The sequence below is a fragment of the Pseudoprimorskyibacter insulae genome (assembly GCF_900302505.1).
Taxonomy (GTDB): domain Bacteria; phylum Pseudomonadota; class Alphaproteobacteria; order Rhodobacterales; family Rhodobacteraceae; genus Pseudoprimorskyibacter; species Pseudoprimorskyibacter insulae.
Map to the genome: position 1 here is coordinate 56,411 of NZ_OMOJ01000005.1, position 22,541 is coordinate 78,951.

Annotated in this window: 20 protein-coding genes; 15 read left to right on the plus strand and 5 right to left on the minus strand. The window is 61.0% G+C overall.

Annotation, left to right across the window (positions count from 1 at the left end; translation table 11 throughout):
- Nucleotides 1–16 precede the first annotated feature (16 nt).
- The 3 genes from PRI8871_RS12545 to PRI8871_RS12555 all read right to left on the minus strand — a co-directional run bounded on the left by PRI8871_RS12545 (nt 17) and on the right by PRI8871_RS12555 (nt 3,180).
- Nucleotides 17–1,588: a helix-turn-helix domain-containing protein gene (locus tag PRI8871_RS12545; protein WP_108886580.1), complete on the minus strand. Its 1,572-nt coding sequence runs from the start codon at nt 1,586–1,588 to the stop codon at nt 17–19.
- Nucleotides 1,589–1,714: 126 nt separating this feature from the next.
- Nucleotides 1,715–2,944: a 5-aminolevulinate synthase gene (gene hemA, locus PRI8871_RS12550; protein ID WP_108886581.1), complete on the minus strand. Its 1,230-nt coding sequence runs from the start codon at nt 2,942–2,944 to the stop codon at nt 1,715–1,717.
- Between the two features lie 29 nt (nt 2,945–2,973).
- On the minus strand, nt 2,974–3,180 hold the full coding sequence (locus PRI8871_RS12555; RefSeq protein ID WP_108886582.1) for a hypothetical protein: 207 nt from the start codon (nt 3,178–3,180) through the stop codon (nt 2,974–2,976).
- Between the two features lie 264 nt (nt 3,181–3,444).
- Here PRI8871_RS12555 and PRI8871_RS12560 point away from each other — a divergent pair, with 264 nt between their 5' ends.
- From PRI8871_RS12560 to PRI8871_RS12575, 4 genes are all read left to right on the plus strand, one after another.
- On the plus strand, nt 3,445–3,777 hold the full coding sequence (locus PRI8871_RS12560; protein WP_108886583.1) for a hypothetical protein: 333 nt from the start codon (nt 3,445–3,447) through the stop codon (nt 3,775–3,777).
- A gap of 60 nt (nt 3,778–3,837) precedes the next feature.
- Nucleotides 3,838–5,205, plus strand: a complete 1,368-nt coding sequence (locus tag PRI8871_RS12565; RefSeq protein ID WP_108886584.1) for a M20/M25/M40 family metallo-hydrolase — start codon at nt 3,838–3,840, stop codon at nt 5,203–5,205.
- Between the two features lie 245 nt (nt 5,206–5,450).
- A complete protein-coding gene (locus tag PRI8871_RS12570; RefSeq protein ID WP_181389461.1) occupies nt 5,451–5,933 on the plus strand; it encodes a hypothetical protein in 483 nt (160 codons plus the stop codon).
- Nucleotides 5,934–5,948: 15 nt separating this feature from the next.
- A complete protein-coding gene (locus tag PRI8871_RS12575) occupies nt 5,949–6,812 on the plus strand; it encodes an alpha/beta fold hydrolase (protein ID WP_108886586.1) in 864 nt (287 codons plus the stop codon).
- On the opposite strand, the gene PRI8871_RS12580 is transcribed toward PRI8871_RS12575, so the two are convergent.
- On the minus strand, nt 6,813–8,492 hold the full coding sequence (locus PRI8871_RS12580) for a divergent polysaccharide deacetylase family protein (protein WP_108886587.1): 1,680 nt from the start codon (nt 8,490–8,492) through the stop codon (nt 6,813–6,815).
- Between the two features lie 128 nt (nt 8,493–8,620).
- On the opposite strand from PRI8871_RS12580, the gene PRI8871_RS12585 reads away from it, so the two are divergent.
- The 8 genes from PRI8871_RS12585 (at nt 8,621) to lexA (ending at nt 15,143) form a co-directional block, all read left to right on the plus strand.
- Entirely contained in the window at nt 8,621–9,202 is a 582-nt protein-coding gene (locus tag PRI8871_RS12585; protein WP_108886588.1) for an anthranilate synthase component II, read from the plus strand.
- Complete coding sequence (gene trpD, locus PRI8871_RS12590) at nt 9,199–10,215, plus strand: anthranilate phosphoribosyltransferase (RefSeq protein ID WP_108886589.1); 1,017 nt, start codon at nt 9,199–9,201, stop codon at nt 10,213–10,215. The genes PRI8871_RS12585 and trpD overlap by 4 nt, the downstream gene beginning before the upstream one ends.
- Before the next feature lie 105 nt (nt 10,216–10,320).
- Nucleotides 10,321–10,965, plus strand: coding sequence for a uracil-DNA glycosylase (locus PRI8871_RS12595; protein WP_108886590.1), 645 nt, complete (start codon nt 10,321–10,323; stop codon nt 10,963–10,965).
- Nucleotides 10,962–11,765 (plus strand): indole-3-glycerol phosphate synthase TrpC, encoded by an 804-nt coding sequence (gene trpC / locus PRI8871_RS12600; RefSeq protein ID WP_108886591.1) that lies wholly within the window; start codon nt 10,962–10,964, stop codon nt 11,763–11,765. The genes PRI8871_RS12595 and trpC overlap by 4 nt, the downstream gene beginning before the upstream one ends.
- A complete protein-coding gene (gene moaC / locus PRI8871_RS12605) occupies nt 11,762–12,238 on the plus strand; it encodes a cyclic pyranopterin monophosphate synthase MoaC (RefSeq protein WP_108886592.1) in 477 nt (158 codons plus the stop codon). Before trpC ends, moaC begins: the two co-directional genes overlap by 4 nt.
- Entirely contained in the window at nt 12,235–13,140 is a 906-nt protein-coding gene (locus PRI8871_RS12610) for a GIY-YIG nuclease family protein (protein WP_108886593.1), read from the plus strand. Before moaC ends, PRI8871_RS12610 begins: the two co-directional genes overlap by 4 nt.
- On the plus strand, nt 13,137–14,300 hold the full coding sequence (locus PRI8871_RS12615) for a molybdopterin molybdotransferase MoeA (protein ID WP_108886594.1): 1,164 nt from the start codon (nt 13,137–13,139) through the stop codon (nt 14,298–14,300). Before PRI8871_RS12610 ends, PRI8871_RS12615 begins: the two co-directional genes overlap by 4 nt.
- 147 nt (nt 14,301–14,447) lie before the next feature.
- On the plus strand, nt 14,448–15,143 hold the full coding sequence (gene lexA / locus PRI8871_RS12620) for a transcriptional repressor LexA (protein WP_108886595.1): 696 nt from the start codon (nt 14,448–14,450) through the stop codon (nt 15,141–15,143).
- Here the strand turns inward: lexA and PRI8871_RS12625 are convergent.
- A complete protein-coding gene (locus tag PRI8871_RS12625) occupies nt 15,084–17,135 on the minus strand; it encodes a ComEC/Rec2 family competence protein (protein WP_108886596.1) in 2,052 nt (683 codons plus the stop codon). The two genes, lexA and PRI8871_RS12625, sit on opposite strands and share 60 nt — an antisense overlap.
- Before the next feature lie 79 nt (nt 17,136–17,214).
- Between PRI8871_RS12625 and gltX the strand changes: the two genes are divergently transcribed.
- The 3 genes from gltX (at nt 17,215) to PRI8871_RS12640 (ending at nt 22,459) form a co-directional block, all read left to right on the plus strand.
- On the plus strand, nt 17,215–18,624 hold the full coding sequence (gltX, locus tag PRI8871_RS12630) for a glutamate--tRNA ligase (RefSeq protein WP_108886597.1): 1,410 nt from the start codon (nt 17,215–17,217) through the stop codon (nt 18,622–18,624).
- 86 nt (nt 18,625–18,710) lie between these two features.
- The gene (gltA, locus tag PRI8871_RS12635; RefSeq protein ID WP_108886598.1) at nt 18,711–20,009 is read left to right on the plus strand and encodes a citrate synthase; all 1,299 of its coding nucleotides are present in this window, start codon (nt 18,711–18,713) and stop codon (nt 20,007–20,009) included.
- A 281-nt stretch (nt 20,010–20,290) separates the two neighbouring features.
- Nucleotides 20,291–22,459 carry a hypothetical protein gene (locus PRI8871_RS12640; protein WP_108886599.1) on the plus strand — a complete coding sequence of 723 codons (2,169 nt, stop codon included), beginning with the start codon at nt 20,291–20,293 and terminating at the stop codon, nt 22,457–22,459.
- Nucleotides 22,460–22,541 lie beyond the last annotated feature (82 nt).

Genomic DNA, 22,541 nt, shown 5'->3' on the forward strand with positions numbered 1-22,541 from the left:
GTTCAATGCGCCGAGGTCAATCAGCCGCAGGGGAGACCAGAGATGCGTCCAAATTGGCAAGCACACGCTGCAAATCGCCATCGGCGGTGATATCGGCAACCTGATAACTTTGCTGCAAAGTGTCCGGCCCAAGCGCAATGTTCTTGGTAACCACACCGCTTGGCCCAGCCGGTCCAAACACACGACCATTCACGGCAAAATAAATCGCGCCGGATTCTCCCACGCGCAAGGCGGCAGGTTCTTCGGTCGCAGGCGCGATCCATGTGTCGCCGGCATTCATGATGCCTTCGTAGATCACGGATCCATCAGCGCCGCGCACCCGCACCCACGCCGGGCGCACCGCAACCATCATCACACCCTGCGCACCGTCTTGCAGCACTTTCGGCTGCGCCGGCGCATGCGCATCAGTGTTGCGCAGATCGGCCAAGACGCCGGACAGCGCCTCATCCTTGGTGACATCTGCCGGACGGTAGGCCGCAGCGAGAACGTAAGGATCAAGTTTCAGATCGGTGATCGATTGACCGCTGCGACCGGCAGGACCGTAGGTCTGACCGTTCATCGCAAAATAGAGCGCGCCGGATTCGCCAACACTCAGCCGCGGGGTGCCCAGTTCGGCCGGAACCGTCCAGGTATCACCCGGCTGCATGGTCGCCTCATAGACAACGGCGTTGTTGGCGTCGCGCACACGCACCCAAGCGGGACGGGCCGCAACCAATGTCAGCTTGTCGCCATCCAGAACCGAGGTGCCGGCAACCGCAGCCGAGGCGAGATCAACCTCAGGCAAGCCGGGAGTTTTGGCCGCAGCAAAAGAGCCGACAGAATTCGGGTCCAAGGTCGAAATCGGGGCATCCCGCGCGACCAAAACCGGCACATCCAAGGCCTGCGGGCGATACAGGCGATCCATCATATCACTGCGCGGCGGCGTAAACACACCGCTGGCGGCAATCGCATCATCGGCGGCAGGTTCGGCAACCACGGTGGTCAGCGGATCAAGATCGGACAGAACAATCGGCGTCTGTTCCACCGGCGACACCTGAACGCGCTGAACTTCCTTCAGCACGGACCAGCCGCCATAGCCAATGCCAACAATCAACCCGATCAGAACCAAAGACGACCCAATCGCCCCCGGTTCAATCGAGGAAAAAAAGCCATCATTGGCAGGCGTAAACGGCATGCGCGGATCCATCAACGGATCGCGCGGGCCTTTGTTGGACTTGATCCCTTGCGCCGGAACAACCGCCTTACGGCTAGAGGCCTTGTCGGACATGCCATGCGCGGTTGAAAAACCGCTTTCGGCACAAAAAGCCGCGAAGGTTTCGTCCGCGTCAAGGTTGAGGTAGCGCGCATAGGATCGCACGTAACCTGCGATAAACCCTGGCGTTTCAAAAACGTCAGGGTCGCAATTTTCAATCGCAGCGATGTAAGTGGCCTTGATCCGCAAATCACGCTGAACGTCCAGAAGGGACTTGCCCATCGTGGCCCGTTCACCGCGCATGATGTCGCCGAGTCGGAGTTCAAAATCGTCAAAGCTTTTCGGCTCTGCGATATCTTCCTTAACCTCGCGCTGGGTTTTCCACCCGATCACCATGCCAGCTGCCCCATTTCCACCAACTGTCGATACGTGCCTGTTTTACGCGGCCCGCTTCGATTCGTGCTGCGCTTGTTATTTACAACACCCTAGCACATCGCAAGAAACTTTGTAGCGTTCGGCGGTTTAGGCACTCAGTTCGGCACGATTCAGCGCACAGTGGCTCCAAAGCTCGTCCATAGCGCGAATAAGATGGTCAATCTCAGCCGGGCCGTGAACGGGCGACGGGGTAAAGCGCAGCCGCTCAGTGCCACGCGGAACCGTTGGAAAGTTGATCGGTTGGACATAAATGCCGTAGCCTTCCAGCATCATATCCGACAACTTCTTGGTGTGCTTCGGATCGCCAACGATCACCGGCACAATATGCGAGCCGTGGTCGATGATCGGCAGGCCCATGCCCTTGAGGCGGGTCTTCAGGATCTTGGCTTGGGTCTGGTGCCTATCGCGCAGCTTTTGTCCTTCGGAGGTCTTCAGGAAGGCAACCGAGGCCGCCGCCCCAGCCGCAACCGCAGGCGGCAGCGAGGTGGTGAAGATGAACCCCGGCGCATAAGACCTGATCGCGTCACACATTTTTTCAGATGCCGCAATATAGCCGCCCATCACGCCATAGGCCTTGGCCAGCGTGGCGTTGATGATGTCGATGCGGTGCATCAAGCGGTCACGTTCGGCCACGCCCGCGCCGCGGGGGCCGTACATGCCAACGGCGTGCACTTCGTCGATATAGGTCAGCGCGCCGAATTCATCGGCCAGATCACAGATTTCTTCGATCGGACCAAAATCGCCGTCCATCGAATAGACCGATTCAAAGGCGATCAGCTTGGGCGCGTTCGGATCGTCGGCCTCCAGCTTGGCGCGCAGATCGGCGATATCGTTGTGCTTGAAGATACGCTTGGCCCCACCGTTGCGGCGGATGCCTTCGATCATCGAAGCGTGGTTCAGCTCATCCGAATAGATGATCAGACCGGGGAAAAGTTTCGGCAATGTGCTAAGGGTCGCATCATTGGCGATATAGGCAGAGGTGAACAGAAGCGCCGCTTCCTTGCCGTGCAAGTCGGCCAGTTCGGCCTCGAGGCGCTTGTGATACACCGTGGTGCCCGAAATGTTGCGCGTCCCGCCCGAGCCCGCGCCCGTGGCGTCAATCGCTTCGTGCATGGCGGCCAGAACAACCGGATGCTGGCCCATGCCCAGATAGTCGTTGCCGCACCAAACGGTGATCGGCTTTTCGTCGCCCTTAGCGGTGCGCCAAGTTGCGTGAGGGAACTGACCCTTCTTACGCTCGATATCAATGAACGTGCGATAACGGCCTTCTTTGTGAAGGGCGTTCAGGGCGTCGTCGAGTTTCGCGGTGTAGTCCACCGTACTCCTCCTGTGCTTAGGGCTGTCCCTCAGGCAGCGATCAGCGGATTGTGTCCGCATTCAATTTTATGAATGGATACTAAAGGTGCATCCTCATGGCAACTCTTTTGGTGCGGACCAAGCGTCGCATCTTTGATCTCGGTCAAATGGCGGCAATAGGCAACTGCGACTTTCGCGGCAATCCGAAAAATTCCCGCCTCGGCGTCGCTTATCGGAAACTCGCGTTTCTGTCCCATCACATCCTCTTGATCCCATGCGTCTCTTGCCGCACCGCAGCAGAACACGCAAAACCAACCGGCGGTTTGGCGCCCCTGCAGGTCATAGGTACGGATGCAATGCCCAAAGATTGAACAGATCGGGCGAAATTCGCCATTTCCGAATGCACAAAATGGGCGGAAATGCCCCCCATAGGCAGGAGTTCCATACTCGACGCGGACGCAAAATGCCTCAAATCTGACATCAGACGTTTTTTACATCACATTCATTTTTCGGGATTTTTCATGTTTGACACCTTGGGACATGCCAACGCGCCCCCGGTCCTGTTGATGGTCGCCACAATCGGGCACATCATAATGGTCCTGGGCATGCGCCATAGCACGCGCGGCTTTGGATTTCTGGGCGCGGCCGTCGCGGCCATCGGGTTCGGCCTCGCCTTTCTGGCGGAAATCCGGCTGCTGCACAGCACCGAAATCGCGCAGCTCTATATTCTGGCGATCTGCGCTGAGACCTTCGTGGTTCTGGGGTTTGCCGCATGGGTCGGGGATGAGGCAAAGCCGCGCCGGGATCTGGCCGCCTGCGTGGTGATGGCCGGATTGATCGCTGCCACAACGTGACCGGCTGGACAGCGCCAAGGGCCGTGATACGGTCGGATCATCAAACGAACGGAGATCCGAATGTCGCTCGACGCCACCCTTGCCCGCATCGATTCTGACCTGCCACAGGCCACCGAACGCCTGTTCGAGCTGTTGCGAATCCCGTCCATCTCAACCGATCCGGCCTATAAGGACGATTGCCAAACCGCCGCCGATTGGCTGGTCGCCGATCTTGAATCCATCGGCGCGACTGTCAGCAAACGGCATACCCCCGGCCATCCGATGGTCGTCGGCCACATCGACGGCAAAGGCCCGCACGTTCTGTTCTATGGTCACTACGATGTGCAGCCAGTCGATCCGCTGGACCTATGGGACCGTGATCCGTTTGACCCTGAATTGCAGGACACCCCGAACGGCAAAGTGATCCGCGCGCGCGGTTCCAGTGATGACAAGGGCCAGCTGATGACCTTTGTTGAAGCCTGCCGCGCCTGGAAAGCGGTCAATGGCACCCTTCCCTGCAAGATCACCTTCTTCTTTGAAGGCGAAGAGGAATCGGGCTCGCCCTCGCTGATCCCGTTCATGAAGGACAACGCGGACGAGCTGACCGCCGATATCGCCCTGATCTGCGACACCGGCCTGTTTGACAGCCGTGTTCCGGGCATTGTCACCATGCTGCGCGGGCTGCTGGGCGAAGAGATCACCATCACCGGCCCATCCAAAGACCTGCATTCCGGCATGTACGGCGGTGCGGCGATGAACCCGGTCCGCGTTCTGTCGAAAATCATCGCCAGCCTGCATGACGACACGGGGCGCGTCACCGTTCCGGGCTTTTATGACGGCGTGCCGGACCTGCCCGAAGACGTGGCCGCGCAATGGGAGGGACTGGGCTTTGACCATACGGCATTTCTGGGCGATGTCGGCCTGAGCCATCCGGCGGGCGAACAGGACCGCACCGCGCTCGAGATGATCTGGTCGCGCCCCACCTGCGAAGTGAACGGCATCAAGGGCGGCTACACCGGCGACGGGTTCAAGACCGTTCTGCCGTCAAAAGCCAGCGCCAAGATCAGCTTCCGCCTTGTTGGCACCCAAGACCCGCACAAGATCCGCGAAAGCTTCCGCGCCTATGTCAAATCCATGCTGCCCCCCGATTGCGAGGTCAGTTTCCATGGCCACGGCGCTTCGCCTGCCTCGCAAATGCAGACGGACAACCCCACCTTCCCCAAGGCGCTAGAGGCGCTGAGCGAAGAATACGGGATGGCGGCGGCCTATATCGGCTGCGGCGGTTCGATCCCGATTGCGGGCTATTTCAAGAACTACCTTGGGATGGATGCGCTTTTGGCGGGGTTCGGCAAAGACGACGACCAAATCCATTCCCCGAATGAAAAATACGATCTGGAAAGCTTCCATAAGGGCATCCGCAGCTGGGCTCGGTTGCTGGCGCGGCTCTGATGCGCTTTACGTAAAGTCAAAAGTAGCGCCTATTCTATCGAAGGGTGGATGGGCGCCTTTTGATTACACCATATAAGGAAAATTTTAACCTTTACGGCAAGTTCCGCGTGCTTGCCGCAATCTGACCACATTCCAATTTCATAGATTCGCGCATGGGACGGTCATTTCGCAAACAGACACGCGCGGATTTTGCTGTGCGGTTGGACAAGGTAGAGCGGCGTTTTGAAGCGCAGCTGCCCCGTCGCATGCGTCGTGATCGTGGCGGCAATCACATGCGCCTTTACACCACCGCCAGCTTTGTCTGGACTTGGGTTGTGTTGAAGACGGCGGGTGATCCGGCCGGGACCAAGGCATGGTTGATGGATCGCGGCGTGCCGCAGGATGATCTGCAACTGGGCATGGCCGCGATTGCCGCAGCACTGACCGTGTCCTTTGTTCTGCTGATCAAGCACATCCTGACCGGACTTCTGCGCGCGCGCGGGTACTATGACAGCGGCGCAATCCTGATGGGCTTTGCCGTGGCGCTGACGCTGCAAACAATCCCAACCGACACTTATCGTGCAGGCTACAACCTGATAGGCGACGACGCACAAGAGGCCCTGTCCCGCGTTCAGACCCGCGCCCGCGATATTGATTGGACCACGGTCATCAACACCGCATCAGACGTCACCACGCAGGCAAACTTGCGCGGTGGGTCGCAAGAGGTCAAAAAGGTACGGCTGGACTAATTCGAAAGGCCCGCCATGACCGACGCTGCCTCTTTGACATTTGCCAATGGCGATCAAACCGTCGCCTATGACGTTTCAGGTAATGGCCCGCCTGTTTTGCTGCTCCACGGGTTCCCGCAGACCCGCGCCATGTGGCGGCCCATCGCGGCGCAGCTTCGAACCCGCTTCACCGTGATCACCGCCGATCTGCGCGGCTATGGCGATAGCAGTGCGCCGCCCCGGATGGAGGACATGAGCTTTCGCGCCATGAGCGATGACATGATCGCCCTGATGGCGCATCTGGGGCATGACAGGTTTCATCTGGTTGGCCATGATCGCGGCGCACGAACCGCGCACCGGATGGCGCTGGATCATGCCGGGGCCATTCAGACTCTGACCGTGATGGACATCGTGCCGACGCATCTTCTGTTGGACCAAATGACCACGCCCATTGCCCGCGCCTATTACCACTGGTTCTTTCTGGCCCAGCCCGCGCCCTTGCCCGAAACCATGATCGGCCATGACCCAGACGCCTATTTCGAGCGCTGTCTTTTGGGCTTTGGCAAAGCCGAACTGAGCGATTTTGACCCCGTGCTGTTGGACGACTATCGCCGGGCATGGCGCGACCCGCGGAAAATCGCCGCGATGTGCAATGATTATAGGGCGGCGATTGATGTGGATTTCGCGCTGGATGCCGCCGACCTGAACCGCCGCGTCACCTGTCCGTCGCTGGTGCTGTTCGGCAAGGATGGCGCAGTGGCCCGCACATTGGACGTGGGCGCGACATGGCTGGACCGGCTGACCGAGATGCAGGCAAAGCCCATACCCGGCGGTCATTTCTTTCCCGATCAATACCCAGATGAAACCGCGCAGGCGCTGCTGGACTTTTTGCCCGGCTGATCACTGATCGGACAGCACCATCGACACCGGCACCATGGCGATGGTGCCTGCCCGGTCCTGCAAACCCCAGATCACCAAGGATGACAGGGTGTCGGGCTGCATCCGGCCCAGCATGACCACGCCGCCGGTTTCATTGCGGGCACGGAACGCCGCCTGATCAAGGAACCGGCGGATCACCCGCCCGTCCTGCCCGGCCCCGTCGAAATCGCGAAACACACTGGCAGACGGCACACCGTTCTTGGCGGCAAGTGACTGCGCGGTGTTCAGGCCCTTGGGCTGCATCACCAATCCATGCCCGCTGGAAAGCGCGATCTCGGCCACTTGTTCGGCCATTTCGCGCGTGGCCTGAAAGCCAGCGCCGACGCCCTCCATGATCCCGACCGACTCTGGCACCGCGTTCAGCGTCGCGGCCAACGCGACCTCAATATCGGCGGGCAACGCGCCTTGCGGAATGTTCGGCACGGCCAATACTTCGACCCCTTGCGCGCGATAGGCCTGCATGATCGCGGTCGCGTCAATCATCGTGGCATCAACGGCGACAGTGACAGGGATCGGGAAGGCGGCCAGCGCCTCAGGGCCGACGGAGCTATTGGCATCATGCAGCAGAACAATCGCCATGCGCGGCAAGGCCGGGTCCACCTCAATCGGTTCGGCGAATTTCACCAAAGGCGGCGCGTTCGGGTCAACGTCATCCAAGGGCAAGCTGCCGTCCGAAGGCGGCGCCTCAGGCGCGGCGGCGGTGCCGATGCTGGGCAAACGGCCCGTCGGCACTGCCCCTTCGCGGTCAGTCAAAGTGCCCGCAGGCCGACCGATGCGCGGCGCGGTTTCCCCTGACGGGCGGCGGATCACCGGCGCGGGGTCAGCCTCGGGCATGTCTGGCTCAATCGTGGCAGGGGCGACAGGATCCGGTGCCACGACAGCGACGTCGGGCGTAACCACTGGCGCGGGAATGGGCGCAGGTGCCGGGTCTGGTGCGACTATGGTCGCCGGAGGCGCGGCCAGCGCGTCCACTTCGGGGGCGGTTGCAGGTTCAGGTTGCTGCACAGCAGGCGGCGGCGTGACTTGCGCGGTAGGCAATGCCTCGGGCGCTTGGGTCGCCGGGGCCTGAGGTACGGAAATCCGTTCCGGCGCGGCGGGCTGTGCGTTCTCAACCACAGGCACAGCTTCAACGGTTTGCGGCGCATCCGTCATCGCAGGCGCATCGCCAACCGCAGGCATCGCGGCACCAACCTGTGCATCGGGCGCAACATCCTGCGCTTCGGCGACGGGCATCGGCGCGGGTGCGGGGCTTTCCGGCGTCTCATCCCCTGTGGCACTGGCGACCGGCAAGGCGCTTTCGCTTGGCAAGGTCGGCTCAGACACCACATCCGCATCTTTCGGCTTCGGCGCAGCGGCCTGCGCCTCGGGGGCTATCGGGCTGGCCTCTTCGACGGCATTGGTGTCCATCTCGGCCATCGGCGCGGCCTCAATCGCGGCATCGGGTGCAGGGGCAACCGGGGCCTCGCCGACAGGGGCATCGGCCAATTCGCTTTCGGTCATCGGGGCCGGTTCGACAATCGGGCGCGGTGCAGATAGCGCCTTGAGCCGTTCGGGCAGGCCAATCATCAAAGACGCGCCGCCAGCCACAACTGCCGCAACGGATGTTCCGACCAAAAGACCCCCAAGAAATCCCCGTGCCATAGCTCTTCCTCACTCTCCTGCGCCTTGTCCCTGCGCAATTGCCGTTGACCCTTGACGGTCCGACGGTGGCCTGTGCATGTATAGCCCGATGTGCCCAAAGACGACAGCCCCCCGAAGGACAACAGAACATGCTTCTGCTCATCGATAATTATGACAGTTTCACCTACAACCTTGTTCACTATATTGGCGAACTTGGCACTGAGGTGAAGGTTGTTCGCAACGATGCGCTGAATGTGCAAGAGGCGATGGCGCTGAAACCGGCAGGAATTCTGCTCTCGCCCGGGCCGTGCGACCCCGATCAGGCTGGCATTTGCCTGGCCATTACCGCCGCTGCCGCCGAAACGCGGATGCCGCTGATGGGTGTCTGCCTTGGTCACCAGACCATCGGGCAAGCCTTTGGCGGCAAGGTCGTTCGCCATAGCCAGATTGTTCACGGCAAGATGGGCACCATGCATCACACGGGCAAGGGCCTGTTTGCGGGCCTGCCCTCGCCCTTTGAGGCGACGCGTTATCACTCGCTGGTCGTAGAACGCGATAGCCTGCCCGATTGCCTAGACGTCACCGCCCATCTGGAGGACGGCACCATCATGGGCCTGCAACACAAGGAATTGCCGATCCACGGCGTGCAGTTCCACCCCGAGTCCATTGCCTCGCAGCATGGGCACGCATTGATCCAGAATTTCCTGAACGAATTGAAGGTACCGGCATGAGCGACGCGATGAAGCCCCTGATCTATGCCGCCTCGGAAGGCCCGCTGAGCCATGCGCAAGCGGTAGAGGCATTTAATCTGCTGTTTGACGGGGCCGCAACGCCCGCCCAAGTGGGCGGTTTCCTGATGGCAATGCGCGCGCGCGGTGAAAGCGTTGCCGAATACGCCGCCGCCGCCGAAGTGATGCGCGCCAAGTGCGTGCCGGTTGCCGCCCCTGCGGGCGCGATGGACATCGTTGGCACCGGCGGTGATGGGCTGGGCACGCTCAATATCTCGACTGCGACGGCCTTTGTTGTGGCGGGCGCTGGCGTGACGGTGGCCAAGCACGGCAACCGGAACCTGTCGTCGAAATCCGGCTCGGCCGATGCGCTGGGGCAAATGGGCATCGACGTGATGAAAGACGCCGCCGTTGTCGAACGCGCGATCCAAGAGATCGGCATCGGGTTCATGATGGCCCCGATGCACCACCCAGCGATGAAACACGTCGGCCCCGTTCGTGCCGAACTCGGCTGCAAGACGATCTTCAATATTCTTGGCCCCCTTACCAACCCCGCAGGCGTAAAGCGCCAGCTGACCGGGGCTTTCGCGGTCGACCTGATTTTCCCGATGGCCGAAGTGCTGCAACAGCTCGGCTCGGAAAAGGCGTGGCTGGTGCATGGCTCGGACGGCTCGGACGAGATTGCGATCACCGGCGAAACCGCCGTCGCCGCGCTGGAAAACGGCAAGATCACCTCGAAAACCCTGCACCCCGAGGATGCGGGCCTGCCCGTTCATCGCCTGCGCGATATCCTTGGCGGCACGCCTGAAGAAAACGGACTGGCCTTCAAAGCGCTGCTTGAGGGCGAAGCCTCGGCCTATCGTGATGCGGTTCTGCTGAATACCGCCGCCGCGTTGGTGATTGCCGATAAGGCCGCCGATCTGAAGGAAGGCGTGGCCATGGGGATCGAGAGCATCGATTCCGGCGCCGCCAAAGCCAAGGTCGAGGCTCTGGCCAAAGCCACCCAAGCCGCGTGATCCTAGACAGCGGAGCACCGCGCCCCCCGGCTATCGAGGCCGGGCGCCACGGGCATGATCGCGCATGCGATAAGGCAGGGGCGACCAATGTCTAAGGCCGCTGCGATGACCCCGCCCGCCGCGTGGGGCCACCTGCCGTTCTGGGCAGACCGCCTACCGCAGATCGAGGCCGCGCTGGCCGCAGACGACCGGGTGATCTTGCCGCCCGCCAATCAACGCTTTGCGGCGCTGGCCCGATGCGCCCCCGATGCCGCGCGCGTGGTGATCCTTGGTCAAGACCCGTACCCAACGCCCGGCCACGCGCATGGGCTGGCCTTTTCGGTTGAGCCGGACGTGCGCCCCCTGCCCCGCAGTTTGACAAACATTTACAAAGAGATGGACGCCGATCTTGGCGCACATCCTGACACCGGCGATCTGCGTTTTTGGGCCGATCAAGGCGTTTTGTTGCTGAACACCTGCCTGACCGTTCCGGCAGGCAGCGCGGGGGCCCATGCCAAGCTGGGCTGGGCCGATCTGACCGCGCAAGTTCTGGCGCGCCTGTCGGACAAGCCCCGTGCTTTCTTACTTTGGGGCGGCCATGCACAGAGCTTTGCCAAGCACATCCAAGGCCCCGATCACCTGATCCTGCAATCGGCACACCCATCACCGCTTTCGGCGCGGCGCGGCTTTTTCGGCTCGCGCCCCTTTTCCCGCATCAACGACTGGCTTACACATCAAGGCCAACAGCCCATCAACTGGACACGCCCATGACGACGACGATCCTCGACAAAATCAAAGCCTACAAGCTTGAGGAAGTGGCCGCCGACAAGGCCGCAAAACCGCTTTCGGACGTAGAAGCCGAGGCCCGCGCCGCCAGCCCCGTGCGCGGCTTTGGCAAGGCGTTGCGCCGCGCGCAGGAAACAGGCTACGGCCTGATTGCCGAGGTTAAGAAAGCTTCCCCCTCCAAAGGGTTGATCCGCGCCGATTTCGACCCCGCCACGCTGGCCCGCGCCTATGAGGCGGGCGGTGCAACCTGCCTTTCCGTGCTGACAGATACGCCCAGTTTCCAAGGGGCCAAACCCTTCCTTGTTGAGGCCCGCAGCGCGACCAGCCTGCCCGCGATCCGTAAAGATTTCATGTACGACACTTATCAAGTGGCCGAGGCCCGCGCACTTGGGGCCGATTGTATCCTGCTGATCATGGCCAGCCTTTCGGACGCGCAAGCGGCTGAGCTTGAGGATGCGGCAATGGGCTGGGGCATGGATGTGCTGATCGAAACGCACGACGCCGAGGAAATGGAACGCGCCCTGCGCCTGAAATCCGATCTGATCGGCGTCAACAATCGCAACCTCAAAACCTTTGAAACCAGCCTCGACACCACGCGTGATCTGGCGAAAATGGTCCCCAATGATCGCCTGCTGATCTCAGAAAGCGGGCTGTTCAGCCGCGAAGATCTGGCCTCGATGGCCGCATCCGGCGCACGCAGCTTCCTGATCGGCGAAAGCCTGATGCGTCAACAGGACGTGACCGCCGCAACCCGTGCGCTACTGTCCGATCCGGTGCTGGCATGAGCGGGCTGACCCATTTCGACGCCAAGGGCGACGCGCATATGGTGGACGTGTCGGACAAGGCCGTCACCAGCCGGATTGCCGTGGCCGAAGGCTACATTAAGATGGCGCAAGAAACCTTTGATATCATTTCAGAAGGTCGCGCCAAGAAGGGCGATGTGATCGGCGTTGCCCGTCTTGCTGGCATCATGGGTGCCAAAAAGACATCGGACCTGATCCCGCTATGCCACCCGCTGCCGATCACCAAAGTCGCGGTTGAATTCACCCAAGACCCGGGCCTGCCCGGCCTGCGGATCGAGGCGACTGTCAAGACCACCGGCCAGACCGGGGTTGAGATGGAGGCGTTGACCGCCGTTTCGACCGCGGCCCTCACCGTCTACGACATGTCCAAAGCCGTCGACAAAGCGATGGAGATCGGCGGCATCCGCGTGGTCCTGAAAGACGGCGGCAAATCCGGACGCTATGAGGCATCATGAGCAAGGGCCGGTCGCTTGAACTTTACTTCGTCGATGGCCGCCCCGAGGGAATGCTGACGGCGGAGGTGTTCAACTGGACCGGCCATGTTCTGCGCATCCCGCGCCTGACGCTATCGGACGGGCTGTCGCGGGCCGAGGCACGCCAAACCGGTGTCTATATCCTGATCGGTGAAAACCACGACGGCCCGCTTGCCTATATCGGTGAGGCCGAAGATATGGCGACCCGCCTGCGCCAGCACGCCAAGGAAAAACCGTGGTGGGATCAGGCGGTGTTGATTACAACGGCGGGCGATGCGTTGCACAAGGCGCATGTGAAGTATCTGGAAAGCCGTTTGGTTGAGACCGCGCTTGATGCCGCCGCGATGCGGATCGAGAACGGCAACACGCCGCCCCGGTCCAGCCTGAACGAGGCCGCAACGGCCAATATGGAAAGCTTTCTGGACACGCTGCATATGGTCCTGCCCGCCATCCGCGTCGATCTGTTCCAGAGCGGCAAGCGGACGGCTGATAAGTCTTCGTCAGATGCCCTACCCGAGAAAGACATTCAACGCATTGACCGTTCAGAAGTTTTTGAGTGCAGTGTTCAAAAGCTAGGAATAACAGCGAGGGCGAAAAGAGAAGGCGAACACTTCGTAGTTTTAGAACGCTCCTTCGCCGTGACCGCCTGGCGCTCATCGCCAGATCACCACTATAAAAAGTTACATCAACACTTGTTGAGTACTGGAATTTTGGCGACTGCCACCGATCATTGCGAGTTCACACAAGACTATGCATTCAAAAGTCCGTCGGCGGCTGCCGCCGTTGTCAAAGGGCAAGCAGGAAAACCTTCGGATTGGAAACTCCCAGACGGGCGCACCTATGCCGAGTGGGAAGAAGACGAACTGAACAAGGCCACATCATGATCTCTGTCACCGAAGCGCTTGACCACCTGTTTGCCTTGGCCGCCCCCTTAGGCGTCGAAGAGGTGCCGCTGATCCAGGCGGCGGGCCGCGTTCTGGCGCGGGATGTTTTGGCCAAGCGCACGCAGCCGCCGTTTCCGGCCTCGGCGATGGATGGCTACGCGGTCGTCTCGGCGACCAACGGCCAGACCATGACCGTGATCGGGGAATCCGCCGCCGGGCATGGCTTTGACGGCGCGGTCGGCGACGGTCAGGCCGTGCGCATCTTTACCGGCGCGCCGGTGCCGACGGGCGCGACCCGCGTGGTGATCCAAGAGGATGTGACCCGCTCCGGCGACATGATCACCATCAATAGCGCCGAGGACAGCAGCAACATCCGGCCCGCTGGCACCGATTTCGCCGAAGGCACCGCCCTGCGCGCGCCGCGCATCCTAGGTCCAAACGATGTGGCGCTGATGGCCGCGATGAACATCGACCTTGTGCCAGTGGCCCGCCGCCCCAAGGTGGCGCTGATTTCAACCGGGGATGAGCTGGTGATGCCCGGTGAGGTGCCCGGCCCCGACCAGATTATCGCGTCAAACACCTTTGGCCTGCACGCGCTTTTGGCCGCCAACGGGGCAGAGCCGCGCATCCTGCCGATCGCCCGCGACAATGCCGCTTCGCTCAAAACCGCTTTTCGTCTGACGGATGACGCCGATCTGGTGATCACCATTGGCGGGGCCTCAGTCGGCGATCACGATCTGGTGGCCGATGTGGCCGCCGATCTGGGGATGGAGCGGGCGTTTTATAAGGTCGCGATGCGCCCCGGCAAACCGCTCATGTCCGGGCGGCTGAATGGCAAGATGATGATGGGCCTGCCCGGCAATCCTGTCTCGGCCATGGTCTGCGGGCATGTGTTTGTTCTGCCCGTTGTCCGCGCGATGCTTGGGCTGGGAAAGGCCCCTGCCGCGCGGATGACCGCCACTTTGGCCGAACCGATTGACGCCAACGGGCCGCGCGAACATTACATGCGGGCGGTGCTGGGTGCCACGGGCATTCGCAGCTTTGAGCGGCAGGACAGTTCCTTGTTGTCGGTTCTGGGGCAGGCAAATGCACTGCTGATCCGCCCGCCGCATGATCCTGCACAAGCCATCGGGGCGACGGTGCCTTACCTGCCGATTTAACCGGCCATTAACCAACCCGTGCGACACCGGACAGGCGCCCCTAGAAATGTGGGGCCCTTGTGACCGATTGCGTTTTACGCACCAGATGTTGACACAAAACAAGAACATGCGTAGAACAAAACAAAACAAAACAGACGGAGGCAGCGCATGTTGACAAAGAAACAGCTCGACTTGCTGGATTTTATCAATCGCAGGATGCAGCGCGATGGCGTGCCGCCCAGCTTTGATGAAATGAAGGATGCGTTGGATCTGAAATCCAAGTCGGGCATTCATCGTCTGATCACCGCATTGGAAGAACGCGGGTTTATTCGCCGTCTGGCCCACCGTGCCCGCGCGATTGAGATCGTGAAACTGCCCGATAGCATGGGCGGCCAGCCTGCCGGGTTTACGCCGCGCGTGATTGAAGGCGACCGGCCCGATACTGCTCCTGCCGCCACGCGTGAGGTGGCAAGCCTTGATGCGCTGGAACTGCCGCTGATGGGGCGCATCGCCGCCGGTGTTCCGATTGAAAGCATCGAAGACGCGCCGCCGCAGATCACCGTTCCGGGCCAGATGCTATCGGGGCGCGGCCGCCACTATGCGCTTGAGGTCAAGGGCGATTCCATGATTGAGGCCGGGATCAACGACGGCGACGTTGTGGTGATCCGCGAAACCTCTAGCGCCGATAATGGCGATATCGTTGTCGCGCAGGTCGAAGGCTATGAAGCCACGTTGAAACGCTTCCGCCGTAGTGGCGATAGCATCGTGCTTGAGGCGGCGAACCCCGCCTATGAGCCGCGCATCCTACCGGCTGGCCATGTTAAGGTGCAGGGGCGTCTGGTTGGGTTGATCCGCACTTACTGACCTTTGTGCCCATAACCTGCGGCCCGCCATTTGGGCCGCAGACGAGATGCGCAAACCACCGCTTTCTGGGATGATCGCAATTGCGCCGGTTTGCTTTAGCATCTTCGGGCCGATGGTCGTGCACCCTGTCGCTGGCAACGGTTCCGATGTGACGACCAAATCTCCGGGCTGGCAGCCCAGAAAAGCTGCGGCGCTGCGTTTTCCGTGGACATGGATCAACCGCGCCCCAACGCGCCCCGGCAACCCGCCATCCCAAAGCGACGACGACTGATCCCGGCCAAGGCCTTGGCCATCGTTTTCCAACCAGATCTTGGCGACAAAGCTATCGCCCTTGGGCCGGGACACCGCCCGCCCTTCGGCTGTCATGACGCCGACCAACCCACCGCCTTCGGCCACCAAGATCGCGGGGCGCACGCCCGTCATCCATAGCGCCCCGGCCACGATGACCGGCACCGCACCCGCCCATCGCAACCGCCCTTGCCACAGCAGCACAAAGCATGCGCCCAAAGTCAGGATCGGCAGCACCATCGCTGGCGGTGCCATGATCGCCCCCACCGCGCCGGGCCAAGACGAGACGGTGGCCGCAACGGTCAAGATCCACTCAAGCCCCCAGCCCATCACCCAAAGCGGCACGGCCTCTAAGCCGAAGGGCATCAGCAGAACCGCGATCAGCCCAAAGGGCATGACCAATAGCCCCATCAGCGGCACCGTCAAAAGGTTGGCCAGCAACCCGTAATGCGAGACTTGGTTAAAATGCGCCATGGAATAGGGCGCGGTGGCCAGCCCCGCCACGGCCGAAGTCAGAACCAACGACACGCCCCAGCGCCGAAGTCGCCCTTGACCCGGGCGAACCGCGCCCAGCACAGCGACCAAGGCAGATGTGGCGGCGAAGGACATCTGAAACCCCGGCGACAAAAGCGCCTCAGGCCGGAGCAGCAGAACAAGCATTGCGGCAAAGGCCACCGCGCGAAAGGTCAGCGCCCGGCGGTCCAGCAGAACGCCGACCAACACAACGGCCACCATGATAAACGCCCGTTCCGTTGCGACGTTGCCGCCAGACAGCGCCAGATAGCCCGCGCCCGGAACCAGAGCGACAGCCGCCGCCAGCTTTTTGGCGCGCAACCGGTCGCCGAACAGCCCGACAAGGGCCAGTCGCAACGCGGCGAAGACCGTGCCAACAAGCAGCCCCATATGCAGGCCGGATATCGCCAGAAGATGCGCGATATTGGTTTGCCGCAGATGGCGCAACACATCAGGGCTCAGCCCGCTACGATCCCCGGTGATCACGGCGGCGGCAAAGGCCCCGGCCTGCCCCGACAGCACGTTTTGCACCCTCTCAGACAAGGCCCAGCGTGCGCGGGCGACGGGCATTTTCCCTTGGTGCGGCATCAAAATCATCACCGGCGTGCGTGTATAGCCCACCGCGCCAAGCCGCAGAAACCAAGCGTGCCGACGGAAATCAAAGCCGCCCGGTTCCACCGCGCCACCGGGGGGCGATAGATGGCCGGTCATTTGCACAACCTGCCCCGGTTGCAAGTCGGGCATGTGCCATTCGCCGTGCAGGGATACGCGCACGCGGTCGGGCACTGAACGGGCATCGCGCCGCGCCAGAACCACATCGCGCAGGGTCAGGCGCAGAGCATGGCTGGCCGAGCGGTCAATCGCCACCAGTTGCCCGGTGATCGGCCCGTAGTAATGCCCCTTTAGAACGGGCGCAGATACATAATGCGCCCGCAGCCCAGCCCAACCGGCCCCAAGCAACACAAGCGCAATGGCCAAGGCCAACGGCCGCGCGGTCTCTGGCAACCAGACCACCGCCACGGCCATGCCAAGGCCGACACCCATCAAACCGCATAAAACCGAAAACGCAGGCTCCACCGGCAGGGTAAAATACCCAGCAATCCCGCAGGAAAACACCACCGGCACCCATGGAAACAGATGCCCCCGCTGCGCCTGCAACACCTGCCACACCATTGAAAGCCAGCCCGCCATGCTTGTGCCTTTGCTGAGGGATGGGTAAGGACAGGGCCAACGCTAGACCCATTATGGTTTCCGAAAGGTTAACCCGCCCATGACCGAGATCGTCACCCGTTTCGCCCCCTCCCCGACCGGATATCTGCATATCGGCGGCGCCCGCACCGCGCTGTTCAACTGGCTGTTCGCGCGTGGTCGCGGCGGTAAGTTCCTGCTGCGCATCGAAGACACGGACCGTGAACGGTCGACCCCTGAGGCCACTGCCGCCATTCTGAAGGGCATGGATTGGCTGGGGCTGGACCATGACGGCGAGGTGATCAGCCAGTTCGAACGCGCGAGCCGCCACGCCGAGGTCGCGCATGAGCTGCTGGCCAAGGGTGCCGCGTATAAGTGCTTTGCCACGCAGGATGAAATCCAAGCCTTCCGCGACGCGGCGCAGGCCGAAAAACGCTCGACCCTGTTTCAAAGCCCGTGGCGCGATGCCGACCCGGCCACGCACCCCGACGCACCTTTCGTGATCCGCCTGAAGACACCGCAGGACGGCGAGACCGTGATCGAAGATCAGGTGCAAGGCACTGTGCGCATTCGCAACGATCAGCTTGACGATATGATCCTGCTGCGCAGCGACGGCACCCCGGTCTACATGCTGGCAGTGGTTGTAGACGACCATGACATGGGCGTCACCCATGTCATTCGCGGCGATGACCACCTGAACAATGCCGCCCGCCAGATGGGGATCTATACGGCGATGGGCTGGCCCCTGCCCGTCTACGCCCATATCCCGCTGATCCACGGCCCCGACGGCAAAAAGCTGTCCAAGCGCCACGGCGCGCTTGGCGTCGAGGAATACCAGAAGATGGGCTATCCCGCCGCAGGCATGCGAAACTATCTGAACCGATTGGGCTGGAGCCACGGCGATGATGAATTTTTCACCGATGCGCAGGCCCGCGACTGGTTCAACCTTGAGGGAATCGGCAAAGCCCCTGCGCGTCTGGATTTCAAAAAATTGGAAAACTTGTGCGGTCAGCACATTGCGCAGTCGGACGATGCTGCGCTGCTGCATGAAATCGTCGCATACCTGGATGCGACAGATTTGCCCGCCCTGACAGATGCACAGGCCGAAAACCTGCAAAAAGCGATGTACTGCCTTAAGGAAAGGGCGAAAACCCTGCCGGAACTGCTGGAAAAAGGCCATTTTGCGCTAATCAGTTCGCCGGTTGAACCCGACGAAAAAGCGGCAAAATCGCTTGACCCTGTATCCCGTGGTATACTGTCTTCATTGACGCCGCACTTGCAAAATGCTAGCTGGTCGCGAGACGAATTGGAGGAGGTCACATCCCGCTTCGCTGAGGCGAACGGGACGAAATTCGGAAAGCTTGCAGGCCCCCTTCGGGCCGCGTTGGCAGGCCGGGCTGTGACCCCGAGTGTATTCGACATGATGCTTGTCCTGGGCCGCGATGAAACGCTGACGCGGCTGGCCCAGGCCTCGACCACCGGGGAAGAGTGACGCCACGGCCTTACCCTTCTTTCATGGTCAGACACCTAGTATCCCCTGCGTGATCCGCGCGGGGGTTTCAGATGAAGGGACTTAGAATGGCTGATACGACCAAAACTGCGACGCTGACGCTGGACGGCAAATCCTACGAATTGCCTGTTCACTCGCCCACCGCTGGCCCGGACGTCATTGATATCCGCAAGCTGTATGGCACCGCTGGCGTTTTCACCTACGACCCCGGCTTCACCTCAACCGCGAGCTGCGACAGCACGATTACCTTCATCGACGGCGAAGAAGGCGTTCTGCTGCACCGTGGCTACCCGATCGACCAGCTGGCCGGCAAATCGCATTACCTCGAAGTTTGCTACCTGCTGCTTTACGGTGAACTGCCGACCGCGGCCCAGCTTGAGAAGTTCGAAACCACGATCACCCGTCACACGATGATCCATGAGCAGATGCACAACTTCTTCCGTGGCTTCCGCCGCGATGCGCATCCCATGGCAACCATGGTGGGTGTGATTGGTGCCATGTCGGCCTTCTACCACGACTCGACCGACATTTCGGACCCGCGCCAGCGCGAAATCGCGTCGCATCGTCTGATTGCCAAGATGCCGACCATCGCTGCGATGGCCTATAAGTACTCGATCGGTCAGCCCTTCGTGTATCCGCGCAACGATCTGGATTACGCGGCCAACTTCATCCACATGTGCTTTAGCGTTCCGGCCGAGGAATATCAGGTCGATCCGATCCTGAGCCGCGCGATGGACCGCATCTTTACCCTGCATGCGGACCACGAACAGAACGCCTCGACCTCGACCGTGCGTCTGGCATCGTCCTCGGGTGCGAACCCGTTCGCCTGTATCGCCGCTGGCATTGCTTGCCTCTGGGGTCCGGCACATGGCGGCGCCAACCAGGCTTGCCTCGAAATGCTCAAGGAAATCGGCACCGTCGATCGCATCCCCGAGTATATCGCGCGCGCCAAGGACAAGAACGACCCGTTCCGTCTGATGGGCTTTGGTCACCGCGTCTATAAGAACATGGACCCGCGCGCGACCGTGATGAAAGAGTCGGCTGACGAAGTTCTGGAACTGCTGGGCGTCGAAGACAACCCGCTGCTTCAGGTCGCCAAAGAGCTGGAACAGATCGCGTTGAACGATCCCTACTTCAAAGAGAAGAAGCTGTTCCCGAACGTCGACTTCTATTCCGGCATCATCCTGGAGGCCATGGGCTTCCCGACCTCGATGTTCACCCCGATCTTCGCGCTGTCGCGCACCGTCGGCTGGATTTCGCAGTGGAAAGAGATGCTGAACGATCCGCAGAACAAAATCGGCCGTCCGCGTCAGCTGTATCTTGGCAGCACCCTGCGCGACTATGTCGACATCGAGGATCGCGGCTAACACCGCCCCTTTTTCAACGAATCAAATCGGCCCGATCTGTTTCAGATCGGGCCTTTTTTGTGGCAAGCCGCCACAATTGAACCAAATTGATTGGTTCCATTTAGCCTCCAAAGATTGCAAATACTCTTTTGACGTTTCGGACAATTCCGTTCGAATGGGCCAATTGTGTTAATTATATGGCGGAAACACACTGTTTCCCCCAAATTGCGCCACATTCGTGCGGAATTAAGGCAAGTCTAAACTCGAAATTGCCTTATTCCCCACCGCAATGGAGCCCAACAATGACCGATCAAACTCAGGAAGTCCTGCTAGGCTGTGACCCTCAGGTTCGCGTTGTCGTCAGCGAAGACGAGGGCAACCTTTTCATCCGCGTTTACGCCGAGAATGAAGAGGTGACCGATATTGATGCGCTGCTGTTTAATTTGAATGACGATGCCAAAGCCGGCGATCTGACGATTTATCCCGATGTCGACGTGAAAGAGATCACCGACTTCACCGTCTCGCCCGGCAGCATGAACCAGATCAACAACGGCGCCCAAACCAAAGACGCCTATGACGTGCGCGTCGAGTTCGGCCAAGAACCTTATGGCACGCTGGGCGACACCGACACCGCCGCCTTCACCCTGTATATGGACAGCGATCAACCGCTGAGCTTGGCCGACATCGATTTCGGCAACATGACCGCCATCATCAACTCGGACGGCGGCAACGGTCTGGCCCTGACCAACAATGGCGGCAACGGCGCAGATGCCACCTATGAAACCGTCGTGACCAAGGTCATGAGCGAAGACTTCGAAAACATCTGGGCGCCCAAGCAGTCGGCCAACATCGACAGCGATGACAACTGGGCGATCAAGAACGGTCAGGCCTTCACCAACGGCTGCAAGGACGGCACGTTGGAGTTTGGCGAGGTCAAAGCCTGCGCCCCCGTCGCCCTGTCGCTGGACATGCGCGCCGAAGGCCTGTGCAACTTCGAACAGGACGGCTGCTATGCCGACAGCCTGCGCCTTGAGGTGCAGATCGACGGCGGCGACTGGGTTCTGCTGGACGAATTCCGCATCAATGACGACAACACCGCGATGGTTGGTTCGGAAACCGGCCAGTGCTTCACCGGCGACATGACCAACATCTGCTATTCGGGCGGCGTTCTGGATGGCGCGCAGGATAGCGTTCAGTTCCGCATGGTGTCGGACATCTCGGCCGCCAACGAACAGATCTACATCGACAACGTCGAAATCCTGACCACCGAAGACGTGCTGGTCGAAGACGAACCGGAAACCACGCTGGTTGACGTTGTGGGCATGGACGAAGACTTCGAAGGCATCTGCGATCCGGCGCAGTCGGACAATATCGTCAGCGATGGCAACTGGGCGATCCGCGGCGGCGAAGCCATGACAAACGGCTGCAAAGATGGTGAGCTGCTGTTCGACAAGGTTGAAACCGCCTGCAAGGCCGCGATCTCGCTGGATATGCGCGCGGAGGGCCTGCGTAACTTCGAAAACTGCGGCTGGGGCACCGACAAGGTCAGCCTTGAGGTGCAGATCGATGGCGGCGACTGGCAGCTGCTGGACACATTCATGATCAACGACGCCAAGACCGCTCTGGTGGGCTGTGAGACCGGTCAAAGCTTTGGCTGCGACGCCACCACCCTGACCTATTCGGGCGGCGTGCTGGATGAGGCCACCGAAAGCGTGCAGTTCCGCATCGTGTCGGACATCACCGCGTGGAACGAAAAGGTCTATGTCGACAACGTCGAGATCATGACCACCGAAGAGGTGGCGGTCGAGGATGACACCCAGCCGATCACCGAAGATTTCGAAGGGGCCAGCGCTGGCGATACCGCCGACACCCAGTTCGAGAATTTCACCGTGTCGGCGCAGCGGGCTGGCGATGATGACGCCTCGGAAAACGACGCGATGATCTTTGACACCAACAACCCGACCGGCGGCGACTGGGATCTGTCCTACACCGATCAAGGCAACGCGCTGATCATCTCGGAGGACAACGATGAATGCGATCCAGATGACAACGCCTGCGGCGGCACCATCTCGTTCGAATTCACTACCCCCGCTGCGGTTCTGAGCCTGAACGTTCTGGACGTCGAAGAAACCGGCGGCGCGATTGACCTCTATGACGTCAACGGCGGCCTGATCAAATCGGTTGAGATCCCGGCGGCAGGCAACAACAGCGCGCAGACCATCGACATCGATGCTCGCGGCGTAGCGGCGATGGATGTGCATCTGGTCGGCTCGGGCGCGGTTGATGATCTGACCTACATCCCCGAAGCGGGCGGCGACGATTGCGAAACCGGCGATGACTGCGATCAATACGCCGTCACCTATGACGACTGGGTCGCGCCCACTGCCACCCCCGAGGAAGAAGACGACATCCAACTGCCCTGGCAGGAAGAGGAAGAAGAGGACGAGCTGGCCGACATTCAGTTCATCTAATCGGGCAGCCGGGGTCAAATTCGACCCCGGCGCGCCGCTCGATTCGCAAATAAGGCAAAATCGGACGCAATTGGGGCGATCC